This is a genomic window from Paenibacillus taichungensis (assembly GCF_003287275.1).
In the GTDB taxonomy this organism is placed as follows: domain Bacteria; phylum Bacillota; class Bacilli; order Paenibacillales; family Paenibacillaceae; genus Paenibacillus; species Paenibacillus taichungensis_A.
Window position 1 is genome coordinate 86,562 of the sequence record NZ_QEVW01000008.1, and the last position, 26,326, is coordinate 112,887.

At 47.5% G+C, this 26,326-nt stretch carries 19 protein-coding genes and 2 riboswitches; of the genes, 14 read left to right on the top strand and 5 right to left on the bottom strand.

The window, feature by feature from the left end; translation table 11 throughout:
- Positions 1-234 precede the first annotated feature (234 nt).
- From DC345_RS13050 to DC345_RS13065, 4 genes are all read left to right on the top strand, one after another.
- Positions 235-1,806: a helix-turn-helix domain-containing protein gene (locus DC345_RS13050; protein ID WP_113053461.1), complete on the top strand. Its 1,572-nt coding sequence runs from the start codon at positions 235-237 to the stop codon at positions 1,804-1,806.
- A gap of 144 nt (positions 1,807-1,950) precedes the next feature.
- Positions 1,951-3,114 (top strand): alpha/beta hydrolase family protein, encoded by a 1,164-nt coding sequence (locus DC345_RS13055; RefSeq protein ID WP_258530646.1) that lies wholly within the window; start codon positions 1,951-1,953, stop codon positions 3,112-3,114.
- A gap of 34 nt (positions 3,115-3,148) precedes the next feature.
- Positions 3,149-4,129: an ABC transporter substrate-binding protein gene (locus DC345_RS13060; RefSeq protein WP_113053463.1), complete on the top strand. Its 981-nt coding sequence runs from the start codon at positions 3,149-3,151 to the stop codon at positions 4,127-4,129.
- Positions 4,129-4,908: a hypothetical protein gene (locus DC345_RS13065; protein WP_146752130.1), complete on the top strand. Its 780-nt coding sequence runs from the start codon at positions 4,129-4,131 to the stop codon at positions 4,906-4,908. The genes DC345_RS13060 and DC345_RS13065 overlap by 1 nt, the downstream gene beginning before the upstream one ends.
- A 210-nt stretch (positions 4,909-5,118) precedes the next feature.
- On the opposite strand, the gene gcvPB is transcribed toward DC345_RS13065, so the two are convergent.
- From gcvPB to gcvT, 3 genes are all read right to left on the bottom strand, one after another.
- Positions 5,119-6,558 carry an aminomethyl-transferring glycine dehydrogenase subunit GcvPB gene (gene gcvPB, locus DC345_RS13070; protein ID WP_113053740.1) on the bottom strand — a complete coding sequence of 480 codons (1,440 nt, stop codon included), beginning with the start codon at positions 6,556-6,558 and terminating at the stop codon, positions 5,119-5,121.
- Between the two features lie 143 nt (positions 6,559-6,701).
- Entirely contained in the window at positions 6,702-8,057 is a 1,356-nt protein-coding gene (gene gcvPA / locus DC345_RS13075) for an aminomethyl-transferring glycine dehydrogenase subunit GcvPA (protein WP_113053465.1), read from the bottom strand.
- Positions 8,054-9,190 (bottom strand): glycine cleavage system aminomethyltransferase GcvT, encoded by a 1,137-nt coding sequence (gene gcvT / locus DC345_RS13080; protein WP_113053466.1) that lies wholly within the window; start codon positions 9,188-9,190, stop codon positions 8,054-8,056. The genes gcvPA and gcvT overlap by 4 nt, the downstream gene beginning before the upstream one ends.
- A 196-nt stretch (positions 9,191-9,386) precedes the next feature.
- Positions 9,387-9,487: riboswitch (glycine riboswitch) on the bottom strand.
- 3 nt (positions 9,488-9,490) lie between these two features.
- Positions 9,491-9,612: riboswitch (glycine riboswitch) on the bottom strand.
- 347 nt (positions 9,613-9,959) lie between these two features.
- Here gcvT and gcvH point away from each other — a divergent pair.
- The 5 genes from gcvH (at position 9,960) to DC345_RS13105 (ending at position 16,066) form a co-directional block, all read left to right on the top strand.
- Positions 9,960-10,349 (top strand): glycine cleavage system protein GcvH, encoded by a 390-nt coding sequence (gcvH, locus tag DC345_RS13085; RefSeq protein WP_113053467.1) that lies wholly within the window; start codon positions 9,960-9,962, stop codon positions 10,347-10,349.
- Between the two features lie 566 nt (positions 10,350-10,915).
- On the top strand, positions 10,916-12,382 hold the full coding sequence (locus DC345_RS13090) for a PTS mannitol transporter subunit IIBC (protein ID WP_113053468.1): 1,467 nt from the start codon (positions 10,916-10,918) through the stop codon (positions 12,380-12,382).
- Complete coding sequence (locus DC345_RS13095; protein WP_113053469.1) at positions 12,382-14,481, top strand: BglG family transcription antiterminator; 2,100 nt, start codon at positions 12,382-12,384, stop codon at positions 14,479-14,481. The genes DC345_RS13090 and DC345_RS13095 overlap by 1 nt, the downstream gene beginning before the upstream one ends.
- A gap of 2 nt (positions 14,482-14,483) precedes the next feature.
- Positions 14,484-14,918: a PTS mannitol transporter subunit IIA gene (locus DC345_RS13100; RefSeq protein WP_113053470.1), complete on the top strand. Its 435-nt coding sequence runs from the start codon at positions 14,484-14,486 to the stop codon at positions 14,916-14,918.
- The gene (locus DC345_RS13105) at positions 14,915-16,066 is read left to right on the top strand and encodes a mannitol-1-phosphate 5-dehydrogenase (protein ID WP_113053471.1); all 1,152 of its coding nucleotides are present in this window, start codon (positions 14,915-14,917) and stop codon (positions 16,064-16,066) included. The genes DC345_RS13100 and DC345_RS13105 overlap by 4 nt, the downstream gene beginning before the upstream one ends.
- Before the next feature lie 52 nt (positions 16,067-16,118).
- Here DC345_RS13105 and DC345_RS13110 read toward each other — a convergent pair whose 3' ends face one another.
- Both DC345_RS13110 and DC345_RS13115 read right to left on the bottom strand, forming a co-directional pair.
- Positions 16,119-16,367: a cysteine-rich CWC family protein gene (locus tag DC345_RS13110; protein WP_113053472.1), complete on the bottom strand. Its 249-nt coding sequence runs from the start codon at positions 16,365-16,367 to the stop codon at positions 16,119-16,121.
- 93 nt (positions 16,368-16,460) lie between these two features.
- The gene (locus DC345_RS13115; RefSeq protein WP_113053473.1) at positions 16,461-18,470 is read right to left on the bottom strand and encodes an endonuclease MutS2; all 2,010 of its coding nucleotides are present in this window, start codon (positions 18,468-18,470) and stop codon (positions 16,461-16,463) included.
- Positions 18,471-19,044: 574 nt separating this feature from the next.
- On the opposite strand from DC345_RS13115, the gene DC345_RS13120 reads away from it, so the two are divergent.
- The 5 genes from DC345_RS13120 to DC345_RS13140 all read left to right on the top strand — a co-directional run bounded on the left by DC345_RS13120 (position 19,045) and on the right by DC345_RS13140 (position 26,239).
- A complete protein-coding gene (locus DC345_RS13120) occupies positions 19,045-21,381 on the top strand; it encodes a helix-turn-helix domain-containing protein (RefSeq protein ID WP_181586578.1) in 2,337 nt (778 codons plus the stop codon).
- Positions 21,382-21,664: 283 nt separating this feature from the next.
- Positions 21,665-22,618 carry an ABC transporter permease gene (locus tag DC345_RS13125; RefSeq protein ID WP_063566889.1) on the top strand — a complete coding sequence of 318 codons (954 nt, stop codon included), beginning with the start codon at positions 21,665-21,667 and terminating at the stop codon, positions 22,616-22,618.
- A gap of 45 nt (positions 22,619-22,663) precedes the next feature.
- Positions 22,664-23,536, top strand: coding sequence for a carbohydrate ABC transporter permease (locus DC345_RS13130; RefSeq protein WP_113053475.1), 873 nt, complete (start codon positions 22,664-22,666; stop codon positions 23,534-23,536).
- Positions 23,537-23,603: 67 nt separating this feature from the next.
- On the top strand, positions 23,604-25,103 hold the full coding sequence (locus DC345_RS13135; RefSeq protein WP_099856847.1) for an extracellular solute-binding protein: 1,500 nt from the start codon (positions 23,604-23,606) through the stop codon (positions 25,101-25,103).
- A 23-nt stretch (positions 25,104-25,126) separates the two neighbouring features.
- Positions 25,127-26,239 (top strand): glycoside hydrolase family 88/105 protein, encoded by a 1,113-nt coding sequence (locus tag DC345_RS13140; RefSeq protein ID WP_113053476.1) that lies wholly within the window; start codon positions 25,127-25,129, stop codon positions 26,237-26,239.
- Positions 26,240-26,326 lie beyond the last annotated feature (87 nt).

The window sequence follows — 26,326 nt, forward strand, 5'->3', positions numbered from 1 at the left end:
CAGTCGTGCAGCGGTTTTGCCGGTATCTGTTGTTACAGCAGATATCGGCTTTTTTTGTTTTGTGCATTTTGCATAAAACCAAAGAGCGTGTTTCAATCAGCAGGAGAGAGAGCGAAACGCTACTATTTGTCATTTACATTTTTCCATTTGTATCTTGGTTGAAAATCATTATCATTAAGGTATTCGAACAATTCAATCAATGGACATCATGCTGAGGGAGAAAGTAGGGTTACCATGAAGGTCAACGAAAAAAAGGCAGGCAAGATGCTTAAATATAGCAGTATCGATTCGTTTGAAGTGTCCTGGAATGGAGAAATGGTTCATGCTGCGACAGCGGAACATTCCGCTATTCTTTGTACAAGTGGCTCAGGAACTTTGGTATCGAACGAACACATATCCCGATTGAATGAAGGGGAAGTCTATTTGCTGGCTCCTGGACAGAGGTTCAAGCTGGCGGCGGATGAGCAGGCGTTAAAAGGCTATTTGCTTCGTTTCGAAGTATACGAATATGGTGGAGAACAGCAGTTGACCGCTACCCATGCTTTCATGGAGGGGTTGTTTTGGTGCAAAGACCGCGAGCAACTCGCGCGCTCTTGTGATCGATTGCTTCAAATGGAGGTTGCTGGTGACGAGGAGCACTTCAATAGACAGGCGGCACTATACGGTCTGATGACTTTACTTGTTCAAGCGGAGGCCAAGCCGGAAAGCACTGAGCCAACCGCTTCTGTGATTGCCCGTGTTGCCGATTATATGAATGAGCATCTGGATCATGAGTTAAAACGAGATGAATTGGCCAAGCTCGCTGGCCTCAGCCCGGGTTATTTTTCGTGGGCATTTCAACAATATACAGGAAAGACCCCCACGGCCTATCTGATGGATGTCAGAATGAAACGAGCCAAGGAGCTCCTTTTGTCAGGTGACGGTGTAAAAGAGACTGCGGTTCGAGTGGGCTATGAAGATGAATTTTATTTTAGCCGCAGATTCAAACAGAAGATGGGACTTTCGCCTAACGCGTTTGTCAAAAGTCGCAGATATAGTATCGCAAGTGTCTCTGATCCAATCTCGGGCAGTTTACTGGCTCTTGGCCTGCTTCCGAAAGCTGCTGCTTTTTATCCAAATCATGAATTATACAACCGAATGACTCGTCTGCATTCTTATGAGCTTGGGGAAGGGCAGATCTGGCAAGAAAATGTGGATCAATTGCGTGCGTCGGAGCCGGAGCTTATTTTCTGCACCGACATTTTGGCCGAGCGGGCGCGAAAAGAGCTGGAACAGATTGCACCTACAGTTGCCATCCCTTGGTTATCCGCAGACTGGCGCGAGCAGCTTCGAACGATTGCAGAAGTCATGGAGCATCGGGCAGAAGCAGAGACATGGCTGTCGGAATATGATGGCAGGGCGGAAGCGGTCTACCGCAAAGTAAGGCGTAACATCGGTGGAGCTACCGTTAACATATGGCGTATCACAGATTCGGAATATCGGATATATGGCAAACGTAATGCTGGGGCGGTCCTTTATAATGATTTTAGATTGGCAGCTACGCATCGTCTTGATGACATCAATGTTTTTGAAGCGGTGACCAAAGAAGCTCTGGAAAAATACGACGCAGATATGCTGATTATCTTGGTAGATTCCACACAGCAGGCTGCCCGGGAATGGAAGGCGCTTCAGGCCAGCGAGCAGTGGCATCGATTGATAGCTGTTCGGCATGGACATGTTTACGAGGTTGGGACAGAAAAATTATTTGAGTATTCAGCATGGTCGCATGATCGGGCGCTGACCTATTTTATGCGATTGTTTGGCTGACTAAAGTCCAGTTCACTCCGTTTAAATATCCATGTTTAGCTGAAGCAATGAATGATATGATACGTATTGAGAAAGAAAATCATTATCAGTTCAAAGGGGAGGTGACATTCCATTTCTGGAAAGCCGCCTTGGAATCTGGAGCAATTGTTTAAAGTACCTCGATTATACCCTATCTCCGTAGATCAACATACCGGCGTACACGCCTGCTTCTATGAGGGTGTGTCATATAAAGGTCGTGGTACTCGCATATTTGCCTACTACGGCATCCCGCGTCCGGTCTCTCCTAACGAGGAAGTTCCCGCGGTGATTCTGGTCCACGGGGGTGCGGGAACAGCCTTTAGCAGTTGGGTAAAAGAATGGATCGCACGAGGGTATGCTGCGATAGCCATGGATCTGGAAGGTCATGTTCCATTCGGGGATGAAGAGCACACCGAACGGATGGAATGGCCTTCACATTCTTGGAGTGGTCCGGAGAAGCAGGGAGTATTTGCGGATTACGAACAGCCTGTTGATGATCAATGGATGTATCATGCCGTAGCTGCTGTAATATTGGCTCATTCGCTGCTCCGCTCTTATCAAGGAGTGGACAAGCAGAGCATAGGCATAACAGGAATTTCATGGGGAGGCATTATCACAAGTTTGGTTGCGGGGTTAGACACCAGGCTTTCTTTTGCCATGCCCGTTTATGGCTGTGGGTATCTGCATGAACCGGGCTCCTATTATGGGCGTAGCTTTGCATCCATGCCTGAGGCAGAGTCAGAACGTATTCGTCTATTGTGGGATCCATCTACGTATCTGTCTGAAAGCCGCTTGCCGATGTTATGGCTTAATGGTAGTAATGATACCCATTTTCCGTTGAGCATATTTAATAAGTCTTATGAACAGCATCTGGAGTGCCATCCGAAAAACAACAGCAGACTAAGCCTTCATCCGGGTCTCGGGCATTCTTATAAGGAGGCTTGGGCATGTGAGGAGGTCTTCGCTTTTGCGGACAGCATCGTTAAAGCGAAATCTGCGCTTATTGAAATATGTGAGGAGAAGCACGAGGACGGTTGGTTTGTCGTTCGGTATGATTCATGCCTTCCTGTCCTGGAGGCCAATCTTTATTGGTGCGTGGATGATCGTAATTGGAGAAGCGCAAGATGGGAGTCCATTCCCGCTTCGTTGGATAGGGCGAACTGCAGGGCACTCATACGTCTTCCACAGCATGGGAGTTCGTTTTTTATGAATCTAAGAAATAAAAAGGGCTGGATCACGAGCACACGCGTAATGAGAAATGAGAGAATGACAGAGCAGAAAATAAAATAACAGAATAACGAATGAATAAGGGGATTTGTAGAACATGAAACAACGAAATCAACGCTATCTCACTTTAACAGCAGTTTTGCTTGCGATGCTATTATTGATTGTAGCCTGCGGCAACAAAGAGAAGTCAGGTTCGTCTGAGGCAGAACCGACGAAACAGGAACAAGCGGCATCGGAAGAGTCCCAAGATGCCACGTTTACATTTAAGGATACAAATGGTGAGCAGACATTACCGCAGAAGCCAGAAAATATTGCTTCCACGGTGACATATTTGACGGATCACCTGATTGCACTTGGCATGACACCAAAAGCTACGGTGAAATCACAGAACGAAGATTTTCCATTATATTTGAAGCCATTCTTGAATGATGTGGCTATCATCGGGGATCAAGGTAAGGTAAGTGCAGAGAAAATGCTCTCTCTTGGACCAGACCTGATTGTGACGGATACGAACAGCAAAGAGCAATACGAGAATTACGCCAAAATTGCTCCAACCGCCATGCTTGAGAATGGATATGTGGCACCTGATTGGCAGACGGCATTTCGAGCTACCGCGGCGGCCTTTGGTTTGAACGAAAAGGCAGAAGAAGTGATAAATACCTATGAAACGCATAAAGCTGAGGCGATCCAAAAAGTTCACGCCAAAGCAGAGGGTAAGACACTGATGGTATTGCGGATAAGAAATGATATTCGGTATTACGGAGATATGGACTACAAATGGCTTTATGATGATTTCGGTTTCTCCAGACCGGCTGTTTTCCCAGTGACCAGCGCTGAAAGTCGCTATGAAGTGTTGTCTAATGAAAAGCTGCCAGAAATCGATCCGGATTATATTATCCTTATCAATGATAATGAAGAGATCTATAACAATCTGCAGACCTTGGGGATTTGGAAAAACATGAAGGCTGTTAAAGATAATCAGGTATTCCAGGTGGCTTCAGATTCGTGGTTTGGCGGGTATGGACCCCATGCGGCTACTTCCATGCTGGATGACCTGAATCGTTTGTTCGGCGAATGATGATTGACCGGATTCGTGAGGAACTGGGGGAGCACTTTAATCTTGTGCAGGAACTGAATATTGTACCCGTGGCATCGCTCTGGGCAGAATCTATTGTTGATCCGGAGGCAATGAGCAGCTTTCTATCCGCGTACCAACAGTTAATCGAGGGACAGGATCTAACGGTTGCCGCAGCCTATTTCACCAGTTGGTTCGGTGATGTGGCAGCTGCACTGCAATATACCGTATCCGTCCATCATGCAGCTCCGAATTTCTCGCTATCCAATCTGAGTATACATTTGATGAAGGAAACCGGGTATACACGAATTGCTTTTCAGCTTGAAAACATCGACGTCACTCTCGCTCCGAAGGATTCGGAGGAAAGAACGGTCTGGCTTGCCGCAGAATTAAGACGTTTTTACAGTCAAACTGCTCGTCCTCTCATGGAGTGTTTGGCCAAAGCTTCCGGGTTGCATGTAAGCATGTTGTGGGGTCAGTTGCCAACAGCTTTGCAAAACTACAGGGAGAATATCCATAATACGCATCAAGGCGATGAAGCTCTCTTGCGTCAGTTTGCCGCTGATGAACAGGTGGTACAAAATGGTCTGGAAGCTGATGTATTTGGTCTGGCCAAGAATCCACTTCGTGTCAGGGTTCGGATGATTGATCATCCGTTGGATCCTTCGAAGAGACTTGCGATCAAAAATGTCTGTTGCCTGCAATATTTAAGACAAGGTCGCTCCTATTGTTACACCTGTCCGCGATTGGGCAAGAAGGAACGAGCCAATTGGAAGCCTTAGGCCGGATAAGAAAATATAGAGCAGACAAGTTAATAAGCAAAAAGAAAAACAGCCGCGCAGAAAGCAAAATGCGGCTGTTTTGGCATTTATTAATCATTATCAACGACTGAATTTTGTTTTCATTGTAAAGATCGTGTCCAATTCCGGGATCATCACTTAGTTCGGATGTCGTGCAGGCATAATTATATGCAAATTTATTAGGGTTAGATTTTAACTACAAGCACAGTTCAGTACAGGTTTACGGGCTGCCGTTGTTTCATCCAAACGGGTAACCGGCGTGCCATAAGGGGCATTGAGTACCAATTCTGGGGTCTCCTCTGCTTCCTTGGCAATACGAATCATCGTATCAATGAATCCATCAAGTGTTTCTTTGCTCTCGGTTTCCGTTGGTTCGATCATGATGCATTCCTCAACGTTCAGCGGGAAGTACACGGTTGGCGGGTGATATCCAAAATCAAGCAATCGTTTGGCAACATCCAGCGTGCGTACACCATACTGCTTTAAGCCTCGGCCAGACATAACAAATTCATGTTTACACACGCCTGGATACGGAATTTCGTAGTAAGGTGCGAGACGGGCCATCATGTAGTTGGCGTTGAGCACCGCACATTCAGATACCCGGCGTAAGCCTTCAGGTCCATAAGTACGAATGTAGGCATAGGCACGGACCAAAATACCGAAGTTACCATAGTAAGCTTTGACCCGGCCAATGGATTGATCGCCTTCGCGATCCAATGCATATATGCCCTCATCATTTTTGATGACCATCGGTTTTGGCAGAAACGGAATCAAGCGGCTCTTCACGCCAACCGGGCCGGCACCAGGTCCACCCCCGCCGTGCGGAGTGCTCATTGTTTTATGCAAATTGAGATGCACAACATCGAAGCCCATATCTCCAGGCCGGGTGATGCCCATAATGGCATTGGAGTTGGCTCCATCGTAATACAGCAAGCCACCTGCCTGGTGTACAATGGAGGCAATCTCCTGAATGTCTTTCTCAAAAAGTCCAAGTGTGTTTGGATTAGTCAGCATCAGCGCTGCGGTATCCGAACCAACAGCTGCGCGAAGTGCATCCAGATCTACCAGACCATCTGCGCGGGAAGGAATCGTTACCGTTTCAAAACCTGCTACGGTTGCACTTGCCGGGTTGGTCCCGTGAGAAGAGTCCGGTACGATAACTTTCGTGCGCTGTTCACCACGACCTTGGTGGTAGGCACGGATCATCATGAGCCCGGTCCATTCGCCATGTGCACCAGCGGCCGGTTGCAGCGTAACGGCATCCATGCCGGTTAGTCCGGCAAGGTCATTTTGCAACGTGTAGAGCAGTTCAAGTGCACCTTGAATGCTGGATTCATGCTGATATGGATGAATTTTGGCGAACCCGTTGTAACGGGCGACATCCTCATTAATCTTCGGATTATATTTCATCGTGCAAGAGCCCAGCGGATAGAATCCGTTATCGACCCCGAAATTACGGCGGGACAGGGCAGTGTAGTGGCGAATGACGTCCACTTCAAAAACTTCGGGTAGTGCCGCTGCTTCCGACCGAAGCATTTCCCGGGGAATCAGGGAATCTACAGCTTGATGGGGAACGTCGCATTCAGGCAAGGAGTAAGCGACCCGACCCGGACTGCTGAGTTCAAAAATCAACGATTGCTCGGGTGCTGGAGAGGCAGCTTGAGCAGTAACTGTTGTGACAGTTTCAGGTTGGCCAGATGTGGAGGTAGAGGTTACCGTTTCCGATTGTCCTTGTGCTGATGTCGTCGTTGTCTTTGTTGTTGTTGTTTCCTGAGTCACAGCGATCCCTCCAATACATATGCGAATTCGTCGATCTCTTCCTTGCTGCGCCGTTCAGTAACCGCAATCAGCATATGTCCGGCGAGCTCAGGATAATCACGTCCAAGCTCATAACCACCAATGAAACCTGCATTGAGCAATTTCAGTTGCAGTGAATCCACATTTGTTCTTTCAGGCAGTTGGATAACAAACTCATTGAAAGTTGGTGCGGTAAACGTAAGAGAGACGCCTGGAATTGCGGTAAGCGTATTAAGGGCATAACGACTCTTTTGCAAATTCAAATCAGCGACGTCGATCATGCCTTGTTTACCCATAATAGACATATAGACAGAGGCGCTCAGAGCGAGTAAGGCCTGATTGGAACAGATGTTGGACGTCGCCTTTTCACGGCGGATATGCTGTTCCCGTGCTTGCAGCGTGAGTACAAAACCACGCTTGCCGTTGCGGTCCGTTGTCTGGCCTACAATTCGGCCAGGAATCCGGCGCATATGAGCCTGGGATACAGCGAAGTATCCGCATGTTGGGCCGCCGAGTGAAGCGGCGATACCAAGGGGCTGTGCATCGCCAACAACGATGTCAGCACCCAGCTTGCCTGGGGCTTCCAGCAGACCCAGCGATAGCGGGTTGGCGCTGACCACGAGCAGGCTTTTGTGCGCATGCGCAAGGTCTGCGGCCTGTTTTACATTTTCCACGGCGCCGAAGAAGTTCGGGCTCTGGATCATGACGGCTGCAGTGTCATCGGACACAGCGGCTTGCAGGGCATCCCAGTCTGTTACTCCATTTTGATATCCAATCTCAACAATCTCCAGATTGAGGCCGTGAGCATAAGCTTGCAATACCTGACGGGATTCAGGGTGCACGGTACGTGACACAATCAGTTGTTTGCGGCGGGTAGCCGCTGCGGCCAAATTACCTGCTTCCGCAAATGCAGTTGCACCATCGTACATGCTGGCATTGGCTACAGCCATACCTGTCAACTCACAGATGTAGGATTGAAACTCGAAAATCGCCTGCAATTCTCCTTGGCTGATCTCGGGTTGATAAGGTGTATAGGCTGTATAGAACTCGGAACGGGAGATGACATGATTAATGACGGAAGGAACGTGGTGATCATAAATGCCCGCACCCAGGAAACTGGCGTGTGTCTCGAAGTTGGCATTCGCTGCCGCTTGTTTCGACATGTGACGTGTCAGTGCATATTCATCGAGTTTGGAGGAAACAGGCAGTTCACCCTGATAGCGAATCTCCTGTGGAATGTCATGGAACAGATCCTCAATTGTTTCCACGCCGATGGTTGCCAACATGGCACTCTGATCCTGCTCGGTCATGGGGATGTAGCGATGCTTGCTCATGCTTGATCAGCTCCTTGAGTAGGTGTCTTTGGCGCACGTGTCCGTTTATGAAAAGGGGTCTTTACGACCTCGGCTTTTAGTTTCTTGCCACGAATCTCAATCTCCAGCGGGGTACCCAGTGCAGCATATTTGCTGTCGATCAAGGCCAGCCCCAGATTGCGTTTCAATGTAGGCGATTGGGTGCCTGTGGTCACTTCACCAATCTGCACGCCTTCGGCGTAAATCGGATAATGGGGGCGGGGAATGCCGCGCTCCAGTACTTCAATGCCGACCAGCTTACGGGCAGGCCCATCATTTTTTTGCTGCAACAAGGCTTCATGTCCGATAAACGGTCCTGCATTTAACTTCACAAACATGCCAACGCCAGCCTCCAGCGGCGAGATGGTTGCAGATAATTCCTGTCCATACAGGGGCAGCTTGGCTTCGAAGCGCAGCGTATCCCGGGCACCCAGTCCTGTCGGAACGAGTCCGTGACCTTCACCCGCTTGCATCAACCCGTTCCAGACCTCAGCAGCTTGTTCCGCAGGAACGTAGAGCTCAAAGCCGTCTTCACCCGTATATCCGGTGCGGGATAACAGCAATGTAACGCCGCATACCTTCGCATTTGCCACAAAGCGGAAAGGCTCAATCGATGACACATTGGTGTCTGTCACCGTTCGGAGAATATCCACTGCCAGCGGACCTTGCAGAGCAAGCAGCGCCGTTTGATCCGAATCATTGGTCATCGTTACGCCTGGCGTCATGTGCTGTTGCAGCCATGCCCAGTCCTTGTCGATGTTGGAGGCGTTAACCACCAGCATATAATGCTGGTCTTTCAGTTTATAGATCAGCAGATCATCGACCACACCACCATCCGGATAACACATTAACGTGTATTGGGCCTGACCGGGAACGAGTGTTGTTACATCATTGGTGGTCATGTGCTGTAAAAAAGCTTCTGCGTGTTCACCTTGGACGGTGAATTCGCCCATGTGGGATACATCAAATAATCCGGCACGTTCTCGCACCGCTTCATGCTCTTTCTGAATTCCACTGAATTGTACCGGGAGCTCCCAGCCACCAAAATCAATACATCGTACCCCTTCATATTGCTGATAGAGTGGAAAGAGTGGGGTTCTAAGCAAATCGGACATCCAATCACCTCGTCATGGGCCGTCAATGGGCCGAGTGTATAACCATGGATCAATGAAACTGGCATCATATTTTATTATAAAAGTAAGGTAAGGACGCTATAGGCAGCGCCGCTCTATAACCTGTTTTCGTTTTTTGGGAAAAAGGAAAAGGACAGGCCAAAGAATCGGCATGCCAGAAGCACGCTGTATTCTTAGGCTCTGTCCTTGGTACCTGAGAGTTACCCCGCCGCATGATGCAGCAGGTTTCCCCTTGGGTGATCATAACGCCCACACACGGCGATTAGATGCTCTCCAGAGTTGCGTCCCGTAAAAGTCCTTTTGCCTGAGAGATTCACCTCCGCTTGTCGGTGGTTTACTCCTTCGGCGTTACCGCATGTACACCCTGATTCGGTGTCAAGGGTAATCTCTCCCTTTACATTCATCCGCGGGTATTGCATAGACCAATTAAACACATTTACTACTCTCATTAAAGCCTGAATCGTCTGTTGATGTCAAGAACGATATCATAGAAATCAATAAAAAATCCGAATGATATTTTTGATTCGCTTCATAACGTTCGTCTATTTATAAAGAGTGCGCTTACTTTTCTAATATTCACCATTATATGTAGAGAGGGTCCATTTGAGTTACAGGCATATAAGGAAGAAAAACAAATAAATTGTGAGGTATCTTGACATTTGGATTGAAAATATCATACGCTATGTTCTGGGAAAAAGGTTAAGGTCAAAGAAACGCATGCACTCATTAATGAAAAGCGAGGCGGATATCGATGAGCGAATTGAAAAGTGATTTCCTGTACAGTGAAGAGCACGAATGGGTGCAAACCGTAGGGGAGGATACCGTACGTATTGGTATTACCGAGTTCGCGCAGCATCAGCTGGGTGACATTGTGTTTGTGGAATTGCCTGACCTTGAATCGGATGTAAAAGCGGAAGAGGGCATTGGAACGATTGAATCCGTCAAAACCGTTTCGGATTTGTTTTCTCCTGTCAGTGGAACGATTATTGCTGTGAATGACGCATTGCAGGATTCACCGGAGCTGGTTAACAACTCTCCATATGAGGAAGGCTGGATGATCGAGATTCGTGTTGAGGGCGACTTGACAGCAGCACTTTCCACATTGATGAACGCGGATGCGTATCGTAAACATACGGAATAATATTAAAGGTGCAAATTTCGGCTAGATACGAAGTTTCAGCTTAATGTAAACGTCCGTTTTACTTGATAAAAATGAATTAATTGATTATAGACCCGAATGGTGATAGTACTCATTCGGAGATACTTAGGCGCAATTGCCTCATCTGAATCAGGATGAGGCAATTGCGCTTTTTTTTCGTTGTTACTCGCCGAATTAGATGAAATAAATATCAATCTAACATGTTAATCATCATTTCTAAATGAGGTAGAACCGGCTTGACCAAATAGAATAAATTTACATTTTCATTTGTCATTAAAATGGGGCAATTCGTGGGTATGATACATGAAAGGGAATAACAGGTTTCGTTCCATATACAGGTTTAAATATGGAACAATCCTTTAAATTTAAATCTTGTCATCAACGTTCATGACGGAAGTAGGTTTTCATTTCGTTGTAGAAGATACCGTTTTCATTTACGATATGGTTGTAAATTAAGATTTATTGCAGATTTGTACCTTCGTTCGTCTGGATCATCGTTGTCAAAATTCAGTGGAATCAAGGTTTAATATGTTGAGGAGGTTTTCAGTATGAGTTCAGTGGACGCAAAGTCCGAAAAAAGCGGAGGAATACGGGTCGGCGTTCAGAAGTTTGGACGTTTCCTAAGTGGTATGGTTATGCCGAACATGGGTGCATTTATCGCCTGGGGTCTAATTACGGCATTGTTCATTCCAAAAGGATGGTTCCCTAACGCAGATTTTGCATTGCTGGTTGATCCAATGATCAAATATTTGCTGCCTTTGCTTATCGGTTATACCGGCGGTACCATGGTACACGGCCAACGTGGTGGTGTAGTCGGTGCGATCATGACCATCGGGGTTATTGTCGGCAGTGACATTCCAATGTTTCTTGGCGCCATGATAGCCGGGCCGTTGGGAGCCTGGGTCATTAAGAAATTTGACAAGGCTGTCGATGGCAAAATCAAATCCGGGTTTGAGATGCTGGTTAACAACTTCTCCGCTGGTATTATTGGTGGGATTTTGGCCCTTCTGGCCCTTAAAGGCATCGGGCCTTTCGTTGAAGCGATTAGCAAGGTGTTATCAGCTGGGGTAGAAGCTTTGATGAATGCTGGTCTTCTTCCTCTGGTCAACCTGATCATTGAGCCAGGAAAAGTATTATTCCTGAACAATGCGATCAACCACGGGATTCTGACACCAATTGGTACGGATCAAGCAAGAGAACTGGGCCAATCTGTATTATTCATGCTTGAATCCAATCCAGGACCTGGACTCGGCATTTTGCTGGCATACTGCTTCTTCGGTCGCGGATCAGCAAAATCTTCCGCTCCAGGTGCTGTAATCATCCATTTCTTTGGCGGGATTCACGAGATTTATTTCCCTTACATTCTGATGAGACCGATACTGATTCTGGCTGCGATGGCTGGTGGGGTAGCAGGTACATTGACCTTCATGCTGACTGGAGCTGGTTTGGTATCCGCACCGTCACCGGGAAGTATCATTGCCTACTCATTGTTAACACCTAAGGGTGGATACCTTGGCATGTTTGCAGGGGTAGCCGTAGCTGCGATCATCTCGTTCCTCGTAGCATCTGTGCTGCTCAAAACAGGTAAAAAGAAGGACGACGAAGATCTGGACAGTGCTTCCAACCGCATGAAAGATATGAAAAATCAGGGCAAAACGGGCAACCTCACCGTTGATAAAGACAATCGTGAAGCTGACCGTGCAGCCGATATTGCTTCTTCGGCAGTGAAAACGGATATCAATAAAATTGTATTCTCCTGTGATGCAGGTATGGGTTCGAGTGCCATGGGTGCCTCGATTCTGCGGAAGAAAATGAAGGCAGCCGGTGTGGATGTCGCTGTAACCAACACGGCGATCAGTGAGATTCCACAAGATGCCGACATCGTCATCACACAGAAAACATTGACAGACCGGGCCAAATCCGTGGCTCCTAATGCAGAGCATATTTCCATCGATAACTTCCTGAAGAGTCCTGAATATGAGGCACTGGTGGAGCGCCTCAAATCCTACTCCTGATGAGTAATATTACAAGGAGACAGCGTGAGATCGTGGAGTTCCTGCTGGAGCATCCTCATGAGGTAACTGCTGGCGATATAGCTGTTGCGGTCAAAGTAAGCACTCGTACCGTACATCGAGAGTTGCAGATGATTGAACAATGGCTTGAGCCCCTTGGCATGAGATTGGAAAAAAAATCAGGAACCGGGGTTCGAATTGATCCCGGTTCCGATGATTTGGCCGTATTGCGTCAACAACTTGAGCTTAACGAATATGTGGAGTTTACGCCCGAAGAGCGTAAACTCTTCATGCTTTGTATTTTGCTGAATGAATCCGAGCCTGTGAAGCTGCTTGCGTTAGCCTCAGATCTGAAGGTTACCGTGTCTACGGCAAGCAATGATCTGGACGATCTGGAGCCACGCATTCATCTGGCAGGATTGAAGTTGGTTCGCAGGCGCGGATATGGGGTCAAGATCAACGGAAGCGAGCTGGCTCATCGCATGGCTATTTCCGCGCTCGCTCTTGAATATCTGGATGAATCCGATTTGTTCGGTAGACAAGCGGAGCAAGGAGTTTCCAAAGTAAGCAGCAAGCTTCTGGAAATGATAGGGCATGAGGATGTACTTACGATCGAAAATGCATTATGGCAGCCGGATATTGAGTGGTTGGAAAATATACCGGAGCGTCAATACATGAAGCTGCTGATTCAATTGTCTGTAGCCGTTGTGCGGATTCGCAAAGGCTTTGGCATAGGTCGGTGCACTCAACAGGACAAAAAAGACGTTGGAATGCCTTTGCAAGACGAGCGGAAGGTACCGGAATATTTAGCCTATCGTTTGTGCGGTGTTCTATCTGCCCAGCTTGGACTGGAGTTTGTGAGCGAGGAGCAGGCTTATTTTCACAGGCTGCTGATTGAAATCGAGCAATCGATTCATTCCTCGCGTCTGCTGCCCGTAGACGATCTGGTCTTACTTGACATGGTTCGTTCCCTCACAGATCGGATGCAGCAGAAAACTCATTATTCGTTCCATGAGGATCGTCTGCTCCGTGAAGGTCTGATTGCCCATATGGAGCCAGTACTGGAACGAATGGATGAGCGGCAGCTCATCCGTAATCCGCTGCTTCAACAGATCCGCAAGGATTATGAATCACTCTTTGAGGATGTAAAGCAAGCAGTTCGAGAGGCTTGGCCCAATACGGATGTTCCGGATGAGGAGATCGGATTTTTGGTGATGCACTTCGGTGCTTCCATTGAACGACTGCGGGTGCTGAAACGTGAAATCAGGGCTGTCGTCGTCTGTACGAGCGGGATCGGATCTTCACGGATGTTATCGAGCCGTCTGTCCAAGGAAATTCCCGAGATTCGGATTGTGGACAGTGTGTCCTGGTATGAAGCCGCACGTATACCGAAGGCGGAATATGATCTGGTTCTCTCTACTGTGGATCTGCCAATGGATAAACATCAATACTACAAGGTGAGCCCACTGCTGACGGCAGAAGAAAGCGAACGTTTAAGGCACTTCATCAGGACAACGACGCTTCAGCGGGAACATAGTCCCCCAACTGAGGCAAATTCAAGGACAACAGGACGAATTTCCGATCCGGTTGGACTGGAAGCTACCCTGATTGAAATCGTACAGATTATCGGCAAGTTTCAGGTGTTCCCGCTGGATAATCGGGAGATCGGATTTTTGGAAACGGCCTATGCGATGTGCAGTGTTTTACATCAATCGGGTGTGTTAAATAATCCTAAAGAGATTGCCAGGCTGCTGGAGGAGCGTGAAGCGGTTGGAAGTCAGAAAATTCCCGGGACTTCCCTCGCTCTGTTTCATACACGCAGTGATGGCATTCACAGTCCTTCAATCACGTTGTTCCAGTTGACAGAGCCGCTTCTGTGTACGCCGGAAGACCCGACAGGTGTCAGCCATGTGCTCTTGATGCTAGGACCTAGACAGTTATCGAAGGAAAGTTTGGAGGTACTGAGTGAGATCAGTGCACTATTGTTGCAAGAAGAAATGATCACATTACTTGAAAAAGGCAACCGGGATGATCTTATTCATTACTTGTCCCAAGAACTTGCGGGATTTTACCGCAGTAAAACCGAAATTGGAGGTATTTAAACATGAGTGTGTTAACTAAAGATAAAGTCATCATGAATGCAACGGCTCAGGACAAATACGAAGCGATTCGTATGGCAGGTCAAATTTTGAAAGACGCGGGACATATCACTGCTGAATACATTGACAAAATGCTGGAGCGTGAAGAGATTGTTTCCACGTATGTCGGCAACGGACTTGCGATTCCACACGGCACGAAGGAATCCAAACCATTCATTTTGTCCACAGGTATATCGGTCATTCAGTTCCCGCAAGGTGTTGATTTTGGCGAAGAGAAGGCGTATATGGTCATTGGTATCGCTGCTCAGGGCGGAGAACATATGGAGATCCTCACCAGCATCGCAGTCATCTGCGCCGAGGAAGAGAACATGGAAGCTTTGCGTCATGCTCAAACCGCTGAAGAAGTCATCACTATTTTGGAAAGTGAAATGGAACTATGAAGGCCCTTCACTTTGGAGCAGGTAATATTGGACGTGGCTTTATCGGTTTGATTTTGTCCCGTGCAGGCTACAATGTCGTTTTCTCGGACGTTAACCAGGAGCTGGTTAAGGCTCTGGAGCAGCGTGGAGAATACACGGTTGAACTGGCTAACGAGGCCAAGGACCTGGAGACAGTTACCGGTGTGAGTGCAATCGATGGAACCAATCTGGATACTGTTGCTCAGAACGTTGCAGAAGCTGAACTGATCACAACCGCAGTGGGTGTGAACATTCTGAAACATATTGCTCCGGGTATTGCCAAAGGACTTACATCCAGACTTGGAACAGGTGATGTCTTCCAGCCCCTTCACATTATTGCTTGTGAAAATGCAATTGGTGCCAGCACTCAGTTAAAAGAACATGTATATGGTCTGCTTGATGAACGTACTCGCCTGCTTGCGGATCAGTACGTGTATTTCCCGGACTCTGCCGTGGATCGGATTGTGCCGATTCAGCATCATGAAGATCCATTGCATGTACAGGTAGAGCCTTTCTATGAATGGGTTGTGGACCGTTCACAGATGGCTCCTGCGTTCAAACCGGTTGAGGGTGTAATGTATGTTGATGATCTGGAGCCTTATATCGAACGGAAGCTGTTTACCGTAAATACCGGACACTGTATTGCCGCTTATATTGGATATGTGAACGGGTTTGATACAATTCAGAAGGCTATTGCTGATGAAAAAGTCAAATCCATCGTATATGGTGCCTTACAGGAAACCGGAGCAGTTCTGGTGAAGCGTTTTGGATTCAATGCCGACGATCATCAGTTGTACATTGCCAAAATATTGGAACGGTTCGTTAACCCACATCTGACAGATGAGGTAACTCGTGTAGGACGTTCTCCACTGCGGAAACTATCCCCGAATGACCGTCTGGTTCGCCCGGCTCTCCAGGCTTACGAGTACGGAACGGAGACAACACATTTGGCAATGGGTATGGCCGCTGCCTGCAAGTTTGACATTTCCGAAGACCCGGAAGCCGTAGAACTCCAGACTACGATCAAGCAAAAAGGAATTGAAGCAGCACTCAGCCAGTATACGTCCATGGATGAGAGTCATCCTGTATTGAAGCAGGCTGTAGCGCATTATCAACAAATGCAGAAGTAAGGGTCTATATTTCAATACAAAATCATATCGATAGAAGAAGAGCCTCACAGGGTTAACTGTGGGGCTCTTTATTTTGCTCTGTCTTCTTTTTGTACGTATCCAGACATGCCTCGCAGATGCAGGACTTCCTGCGCTGTTCTGCCGGAATGGGGTCAAATACCCCTTCTGGGAACACAGCCCGGTTACACCAGCATTCTGAATGAGGACGGCCAGCGGCATAGGAGCAGCCATTGGGCTCCCCGCACAAAGGACATATGAGAACTTCTGGAGTGACTTTCTTTGTATCCTGCTCAACAGACATATGAGTCTTCCTTCCCCAATGAATTTCTAACCACGAACGATCGATAAGGTTTATTAAAGTATAGCAACTCAACCTATTATATCAATCCTGTGGTTATTCTTCAGGGGGCAATTCAATCTTCAGTCCTTCCACATGCTTGCGATTCATCAGTTTGCGTTTTTTGCGGTTCTCTTTGGTCTCCAGCACAATGTCGAGATCATAGTCACCCGGATACAGTTCATCTGCGGAGATGTGCAGAGTTAGACGTTTCTTGTGAATTTTGACTTTGCGTCCACGCAGCATGACTCCGATATTTCCGCGACTGTCCTCCACATCACATACGATGCCTGATTGGTTCAGATAAGCTGCATAGACGCGATCCCCTTTTCGGAATACTTTGGCAGGGGTGGTGGGTTCTACTGATTCAGACCGATCAGCAGAGTGCTTTCTTGTTCCGGTTTGTACGGACGGGCTCACAGGTTTCATCTTGTTCTTTGTTTTATTCAAGTGTTCATGTTCAGCCGTGCTGTTTATTTGCGTTGACGACGAATTTACGTTAAGCACGGATGGAGTGCAGCTGGAAGAGACACTTTGCGGGACACCCTGATCTGAAATGAGTTTGGAGCGCTCAATAATACGCTGTGGCATACCCAATTTCAGTGCGATGGAATAGGCATAACTATCCCCGGCTTCTCCGATCCGCAATCGATAAAGAGGTTGAAGAGAGACCGTATCGAATTCCATTCGGGCATTCTCAAATCCAGGCGTACCTGCTGCAAAATGTTTGATTTCCCCAAAATGGGTTGTGGCGATAACGGTAGCTCCACGGCTGTGCAGCTCCTCCAGCATGGCGATGGAGAGCCCCACTCCCTCACCGGGATCGGTACCGGAGGCCATCTCGTCAATAAGCACAAGTGTCGATGAATTGGCTTGCTCCAGGATGCCAATCATGTTACGAATATGTGCAGAAAAGGTACTGAGTGCTTGCTCCAGGCTCTGTCCATCACCGATATCCACAGCGACTTCATGATATACGGCCATCTCGCCATCTTCAGCGACAGGCACAAGCAGACCGGATTGCATCATCAAGGTGAGCAGACCCAATGTTTTGAGTGCAACCGTTTTGCCACCCGTATTCGGCCCTGTAATGATTAGTGAGGAATACGTCTGACCAATTGCAAAATCAAGCGGAACCATGGATGAACCCATAAACGGATGGCGGGCATGATGAAGCAGAACCCGTCCATTGGCATTGACACGTACAGTCCGTCCGTCCATGGTGGCTGCATATTTCGCTTTGGCGAACAGGAAATCCAGAATTCCTACCGTTTCGGTGTTTAGTGAGATTTCTCGGTTATAAGACTCTGCAAGGGAGGTTAAGTCACCGAGGATTTTCATCTCCTCCCGTGATTCCTCGGCTTGGAGTGAAGCCAGCTCCATTTGCAGACCTACTAATTCAGCAGGCTCAATATATACGGTTTGGCCACTTCCCGATTCATCCAGCACACTGCCTTTAACATGTTTGCGGAATTCTTTCTTGATGGGCAGGACAGTTCTTCCGCCACGTTGACTGATCACATTTTCCTGCATGATGGAGCGGTGTTTGCTTATAAGAGAATCCAGCTTGCGCTTCATGCGTTCCTCATTCACAGTCATTTTTTTACGAATACGTATCAGTTCCTTGCTCGCCTGATCCTGAATGCGTCCACTATGGATACAGCGTTCAATCTCGCTCAGCAAGGCTTCCATCCATATCATGGATGAAGCGTAGCGACTAACTGTCGGGGCCACTTCGGATTTGCCCTCCATGTATTTCATAAGCTGCGCGCAGCTGCGAAGAAATTGGGCGAGATGGCTGAAATCACGTTCCGTGAATAAATAACCGGTGCCCAGCAGATCCATGATGGTCTCCATGCCATCGAGTGAAGGAATGGGCACACTGGCGCCGTTACGAATCAAAGCAGCGGCTTCAGCGGTCTCTTCCAGACGCATTTGGATCAGAGGAGCGTCTACCATTGGCTTCATGTCTCTTGCATAACGTTTGCCCAAATAGGATAGGGCACAGGCGGCAACATTTTTTTGAATTTGGGGATAACCCAGACTGGTTAAAGTTTTTTCATTCATGCTTGATCTCTCCTTGGAAATAAAATGGAATTTCGGTTAAAGCGATGGAACATATTCCCGGAAAACGCAAAAAGGGCGGAGAATGAACAAACGTCATTCTCCGCCCTTAACGTAAGGGAAAGTAAGGCCCGTTATAGGTCTATACAAAAAAATCCACGCTGAACACAGCGCGGAAATAGACCCGGACAAGTACAATCCCGGAGGCGATTTATGATATCCGCTGTTCTTAACTAAGTACAGGGTAATGGCGCATCATGAAATACACGTATGCCACAAGGCACAAGTGAATCGAAGGCCAAACTCCTGAATATGAAACTTGTTAGTTAAGAACGCTCACCGACATCAAAATCTCTCCTTTGATTGAGGAATATGCAACTAATATAAACTGGAAATTGCTTTGAAGTCAACCTTTAAGAATAAATAGTGGACTTGAATAACAATGGGTTTTAAAATAACAATAGTAAATTAATCCAATGAAAGCGATATTATACATACGTTTTGCATTAGTTCGAGAATTGATTCCGAAATCGTTCTCGTTCAAACCACCCAAAATGCACAAAGGAGGATGCTCTTTTTGCCTAAATACCTGCTGCGTTTGCTCTGTTTTACCATGATACTCGGAGCCCTTCCAGTCATTGTTATTGGTTCGGTCTCCTATTCGATTGCTTCACGTGACATTGAACAGAAGGTGCGAGAGAGTAATTTGCAGATTCTGCATCAGACCCAAATGCGGGTAGAACAAGTATTGCGTAGCCTGCAATTATCGTCCATCCAATATGTGAATTCTCCACTGGTATTACAAGCGATGAAAAAACCGCTGGACAGCAGCGAATTTCAGGAAATTCGTGATCTGACTTCCGGATTTAATAATTTGCAATCGGTTACAAATATTGATCAGGCCTATCTTGTGAATCTGGATGAAGACTGGGTCGTTTCGATGCGATCCTTTGGAAAATTGGATGATTTCAGTATTCGGGACCGGATTGGTTCCTATTTGAAATATACAAACAGCCTGTTTTGGGTGACGCAAAATGTGAGTTCAACCAAAGAAAGTATACCGGTATCGGCCGGAGTCGGTGAAGCGGCACAAGAACCTGCGCCTACCCTTATTTCATCCGACAATGTGGTCAGCATGGTATTCAAGATTCCAATGATACCCACGAATGTGAAACCAAAGGGATTTCTGGTTATAGACATAGCGGATACAGAGCTAAGTACATTTCTAAGTCGAAATCCGAATTCAGGGGATATGTACGTCCTTGATCGGGAGCAGAAATATTTTCTCAACGACACAGAACAAGACGGGAAATACGATACGCTGAATCAGGAAATCCACGAAAAGGTACAAACGACGGGACAGTCGGAGGGTTTCTTCAGCGCAGAGGTGGAAGGAAGCCAGGTGGCGGTTAGCTACAGGCAGTCACCACTTAATGGCTGGTTGTATGTTTCCGTTGTATCGCTGAGTCAGATAACCGCCCAGTCGCAGAAAATTGCATTGGTTACAGGTGTGGCTACACTGGTCATGTTATGTTTGACGGGACTAGTAGCCTTCTATGGCAGTCGCAAGATGTATTCTCCCATTTCCAGACTACTGCAGTTTACGAAAGGGCTGGATTCTCCAATGGCTCCGTCGGGACGTCGTCAGGATGAATTTATATACATTGAAGAGCGATTATCGACCTTGTTCAGCTCGGAGAAAACGATGCGTGAGCAGATGAAGGGCCAGCATGTTCATTTGCAGGAATTTTTTATGACCAAACTGCTTACAGGCAAAATATCGGAAGATGACTTCAGATATCAGGGCCAGTTATACGATTTTCCAACCTCATGGTCTAGACTTGGGGTACTTACCCTTCAGATTGATACCCTTGAAGGGACAAGGTATGAAGAGCAGGACCGGGATCTACTGCTGTTCGCGTTAAACAATATGGTCGGTGAACTGCTGCCCTCTGAGATTCGTTTCGCACCTGTCATGATTGATGACGCCCAGGTTACGGTATTGGCATCCGTGTTGGATGATGAAGTACAACTCAAAGAGTGGACGCACACTCAAGCGGAATTGATCCGTGAGCGGGTCGTGACCTATCTGAATCTGCCTGTAAGTATCGGTATTAGTCGCTCCTATTCTGCAATAGGTGATTCACCGAGGGCTTACCAGGAAAGTCGGGAGGCTCTGCAAGGCAGGGTTAGTTTGGGTAGCCGTATTATTTTGCATTACGAGGATATTCAGCCGCGCGGTCAGACAGAAGCAGCACTATATACACAGCTCAGGATGATTGAAGACCAGTTGGCTTCTGCGCTAAAGCAAGGGGACGAGGAGAAAACCGATGCGTACTTTAAACAATATCTCGGTCTGCTCGCAGACAAGAAGCTGCACTTCAGCGAATACCCCGTTATCATGGTTCAGTTGATGTCCCGTGTGTATCAGCTTGTACAGGAGCAGGGTGGGAATGTTGCGGAAGTATTGGGTGAAAAGGCCTCCATGGCACGATTGCTGAAGTTGTCCACATTGGATGAAATGACGAACTGGTTCCGCAAATGTTTATTTCGACCCGTCATTCGATTCTGGCGCGAGCAGGAAGAGTCTCAATATTTGAATATTGCCCGGCGCATGATTCGGCTGATCGAGGAGCGATATGATCGTGAATTGTCACTGGAAGCTTGCGCAGAAGAACTGAATTTTCATCCCGTTTATCTGAGCCGTGTGTTCAAGAAGGAGGCTGGTGTGAACTTTACGGAATACCTTGCGGAATACCGGATGGAAAAAGCCAAGACCTGGCTGCAGACGACCAATCTGAAAATATCGGAGATTGCCGAGAAACTCAATTACACGAACCCTACCGCTTTTATCCGTACATTTCGTAAAATTACGGGAACTACCCCCGGAAAATACCGGGAGCAGCAGCGATAAAAGCAACCTGCTCTGCCTGCCATGGCAGGCAGGTTTTTCTTTGTTTTATGGTCATCCTTTGTTCTGTGTTTGGAGCAGAGTTAAGACGGGAGTATCGAAGGTTAAAAGTGGTTCATTCAGGAGAGCAGCCCAGAGTTACCAATGCCTTAAACCCTTGCTGCACAAGGGAAAATAAGAAGCTAAAACGAGACGATAGCCAGTCACCCGTTTATCCTCCACAATGAAGACATGAATTCAGGAAGTGATATTTTGTAATCGTTTCCAATGTGGGGAGGAAGACATTATGAAAGCCGAAACGGCGGCTCGAACACGACCCGCTACCCGCAGTGACAAAAACCTGCTGTGGAGGGACATCATCAAAAACCGGTGGCTCTATATTATGTTGATACCGGGCGTGCTTTACTTTGTTATTTTCAAATACATACCCATGTACGGCATTACGATGGCTTTTCAGGATTACACGCCTTACAAGGGCATCCTGGGCAGTGACTGGGTAGGGTTCAAGCACTTCCAGCGTTTCTTCGGGGAACCGCAGTTCTGGACCTTGTTCCGAAATACGTTTTTGCTAGCGATCTATAATATGGTGTTCTTCTTCCCGCTGCCCATTGTATTGGCACTCATGATGAATGAAGTTCGCCGTGAACGGTTCAAACGATTTGTACAGACGCTGGTATATGTTCCGCACTTTGTTTCCTGGGTTGTTGTGGTTGGTGTGTTCTACATGCTGTTCACAACCGAGGGCGGCGCTATTAACGAATTACTTTATAACCTGACGGGACAAAAAGTGGCGTTCCTGCTTGAGCCTGGCTGGTTTCGAACGATGATTGTTGGACAATCCATCTGGAAAGAGGTGGGCTGGGGCACGATTATTTTCCTGGCGGCACTTTCCGGTGTAGATACACAGCTCTATGAAGCTGCACGGATGGATGGTGCCAATCGTTGGCGCCAGACATGGCATATTACGCTGCCTGCCATCCGCAGTACGATCATTATTTTGCTCATTCTGCGTCTGGGCAACTTCCTGGATACAGGCTTTGAACAGATCTTCCTGATGCTGACGCCGACGAACCGGGATGTGGGAGAGGTATTTGATACCTACGTCTACACCAAAGGTCTCACACAGGCACAGTACAGTTACAGTGCTGCTGTCGGTTTGTTCAAGTCGGTGGTCGGACTGGCGCTTGTACTGGGTGCCAACACGATGGCCAAAAAATTCGGGGAGGAAGGCGTCTACTAATGATTGGCTGCAGACGTTCTTCACCAGACAGGAGTGAACATTAAAATGCAACAGGATAAAACGTGGGGCAACCGGATCTTTGATATCCTCAATCATGGTTTTCTACTTTTGATCGGAATCGTGACCGTTATCCCGTTCATTTATATTTTGGCCGTCTCGTTTACTAGCCCGCATGAAGTGGCCAAGGGAGGATTCATTCTTTTTCCAAAAGAATTCTCCCTCGCTGCTTACCGTTATATTTTCTCTACAGACACATTGATTCGCAGTCTGGGTGTATCCATCTACATCACCGTCATCGGAACACTGCTTAATCTGTTGTTCACGTCGCTGATGGCGTATCCGCTCTCCAGAAGATACTTGCGTGGACGTCAGCCGATCTTGCTGGGTGTACTGTTCACCATGCTGTTCAGCGGCGGGATGATTCCAACCTACTTTGTCGTAAAATCATTGCACCTTACGGATACATTATGGTCTCTGATGCTACCTACCGCCATAAGTGCGTTCAATCTGATCGTACTTAAGAACTTCTTCCAAGCCATTCCGGACGAACTGGAGGATGCCGCCAAAATGGATGGATGCAACGATGTGGGCGTATTGTTCCGTATTGTTTTGCCTTTGTCGATGCCAGCCATGGCTACATTCTCTCTCTTTTACGCGGTGGCTCACTGGAACAGCTTCTTCAACGCTGTTATTTATATCAATGATAGTGAAAAATGGCCCGTACAGGTGTGGCTGCGGGAAATTGTCATTCTGGCTCAGAGCCGTATTGGGGATACGAGTATTGAAGAAACCGAGATTCAGCCACTCACCATTCGCATGGCCGTTATCGTGTTCTCCACGATTCCAATCATGCTGGTGTATCCGTTCCTGCAAAAACACTTTGCCAAAGGAGTGATGCTGGGATCGGTAAAAGGTTGAAATTGCGCATGGTTGTACATCAGAACGGGTTCATGACTGTATAAAAAAAAGGGGAGGTTTTCGTTTAATGAAAGCAACAAAAAAGAAAGCCGTAGCTGTCTTGAGCACACTGGCATTGGTAACAGGCCTGCTGGCAGGATGCGGATCGGATGAAGGTCAGGCTGCCGAGGGCGGCGTGCAGAACGTGTCCATTGCAATAGCACAGGTCGGTGATGTACCAAGCAAAGGCAATGAGGTCCAGCAAAAGATCGAGGCGTATACGAACACCAAGCTGGACATTCAGTGGATTCCGGCTTCGGCTTACAATGACAAAATTAATGTCATGATTGCATCCAGCGATATGCCCAAAATTGTGAAAGTGCAGTATAACCCAACCGTAACCAGTGCGATGCGTAACGATGTTTTCTGGGAAGTTGGACCTTTGCTGAAGGATTATAAAAATCTGTCTGCACAGAACGAGCGTTTCTTTGACAATATCAAGGTGGAAGGCAAAATCTATGGGGTACCCGTATTCTCTGATATTGCTCGTGCAACGGTGATTTACCGTAAAGACTGGTTTGATAAGTTGAATCTCAAGGTACCAACGACACCGGATGAATGGTATGAAACGATCAAGACGCTGGCGACCTCCGATCCGGATGGAGATGGTCAGGATAATACGTTTGGACTAATGCTTTTCAAAAAGTATAACGAGGATCAATATTCCTTCACTACACGTCTTGGCGTAAGTTTTGGTGCACCAAACAAGTGGAAGGTAGAGGATGACGGCAGTTTTACGCCGGAATTCATGACACCGGAATATATGCAGGTGCTGGATTTGCTGAAACGTTTGTATAGCGAGAAACTGCTGAACCAGGACTTTGCCGTGTTTGACTCCACAGAAGCGGAGAAGAAATATGATACTGGCGTTGTCGGCATGCGTATCGGTGTCGCCCAGAACGGGAAGAGCCAGCAAGAGCGTCTGTCCAAGAACGACCCGGATGGCGTAGTAGACATTGCAGGTTTGCTTGGCGTGAGTGGTGACCGTGTGGCAGGGCAGACGGGTAACTCCGGTATTCTTGCTTTCCCAAAAGCAACGGTGAAATCGGAAGACGAGTTGAAAAACCTGTTGTCTTTCCTGGACAAATTGATGGACCCGGAGATGGCGACGCTGCTGATGCGTGGTATTGAAGACAAACATTACAAGAAGGCTGGCGAAGACCAAGTGGAGATGAGTGACTTCGATGCATTCCAGCGTGAAGTGAAGCCATATCGTGATAACTTGCCTTACGTAGAAGGGTACAATGTCCCGAAATTGAAAGATACCGAACTCGGTGAGAAGGGTACGGAACTTGCCAAAGAGCTGGCGGAACATGCTGTACCAAACCCTGCATTAACCTTGTATTCGTCTACTTATGGCGACCGTGGGGCAGATCTGGATCAGATGATTGCGGATGCGCAGACCAAATATATTATGGGCAAAATCGATGAAAATGGCTGGAAACAGGAAATCGAGAATTGGGGCAATGCGGGCGGTACCAAAATTCGTGAGGAATATGCCGAAGACTACAAAAAACAGGCTAAATAAAAAGCCGGAAGCGGAGGAACATCATGAAAGAAACCCTACAATTTACACCGGTACGGATGGCTGAACAGTTCATGGAAAGTTATCGCAATCATGAGTTGTATCCGACCTGGCATTATGAAAATGGTTGTCTGCTGAAAGCGCTGGAAGAGCTGTACACCCATACTGGAGAACAGAAATATTTTGACTACATCCGTGAACTGATGGATAACTTCATTCAGGAGGATGGCTCGATTCGCTCCTATGCGGTAGAGGAGTATAACCTGGACCAGATTAACCAGGGGAAATCGCTGTTCCTGTTGCTGGACAAAACGGGTGACGAGAAATACCGTAAAGCCGCAGATTTGCTCATGGTACAGCTTAAGGGACAGCCCCGTACGAGCGAAGGCGGATTTTGGCACAAGAAAATCTATCCGTTCCAGATGTGGCTGGATGGGCTGTATATGGCCACGCCGTTCCTAACGCAGTATGGTGCGGTTACTGGTGAAGAAAAGTGGTTTGACAAGGCGGCATTACAGCTGCTTCTGGTGGAGAAACGTACACGTGATCCACGTAGCGGTCTGCTGTACCATGCCTGGGATGAGAGCAGGGAACAGCGCTGGAGCGCGGGAGAAACCGGATGCTCTCCGCATGTATGGAGCCGGGCGATGGGCTGGTATGTTATGGCGGTAGTGGATACATTGGATCATTTGCCTGTTGATCATGAGCAGCGCGGTCAGATTGTGGGGATTTTCGAACGTGTAGCGAATGCGCTTGTACATGTACAGGACCAACAGTCCGGGTTATGGCCTCATTTGCTTGATCAACCAGGGCGTGAGCGTAATTATTTGGAGGCATCGGGAACCTCAATGTTTGTGTATGCACTGGCGAAGGGGGTACGTAAGGGTTATTTGAGTGGCAAGTTTCAAGCGATCGCAGAAAAGGGTTATCAGGGTCTGCTGTTGCATCTGCTGCAAACGGACCGTGAAGGTGTATTGTCCCTGACCCAGTGTAATGGCGGGGCAGGTCTGGGCGGTACCCCGTACCGTGATGGGTCGTACGAGTATTATGTGACAGAATCCATTCGGATCAATGATCCGAAATCGGTAGCTCCGTTTATTTTGGCAGGAGTGGAAATGGAACTTTACAAGCCCAACTAACATGTACATGAGAACGGAGAGGACAGAAATAACCTGAGGAAGCGAAGCGTTCGCCTTTATCACCGGATTTTCCCTTCTGAAGAAGGG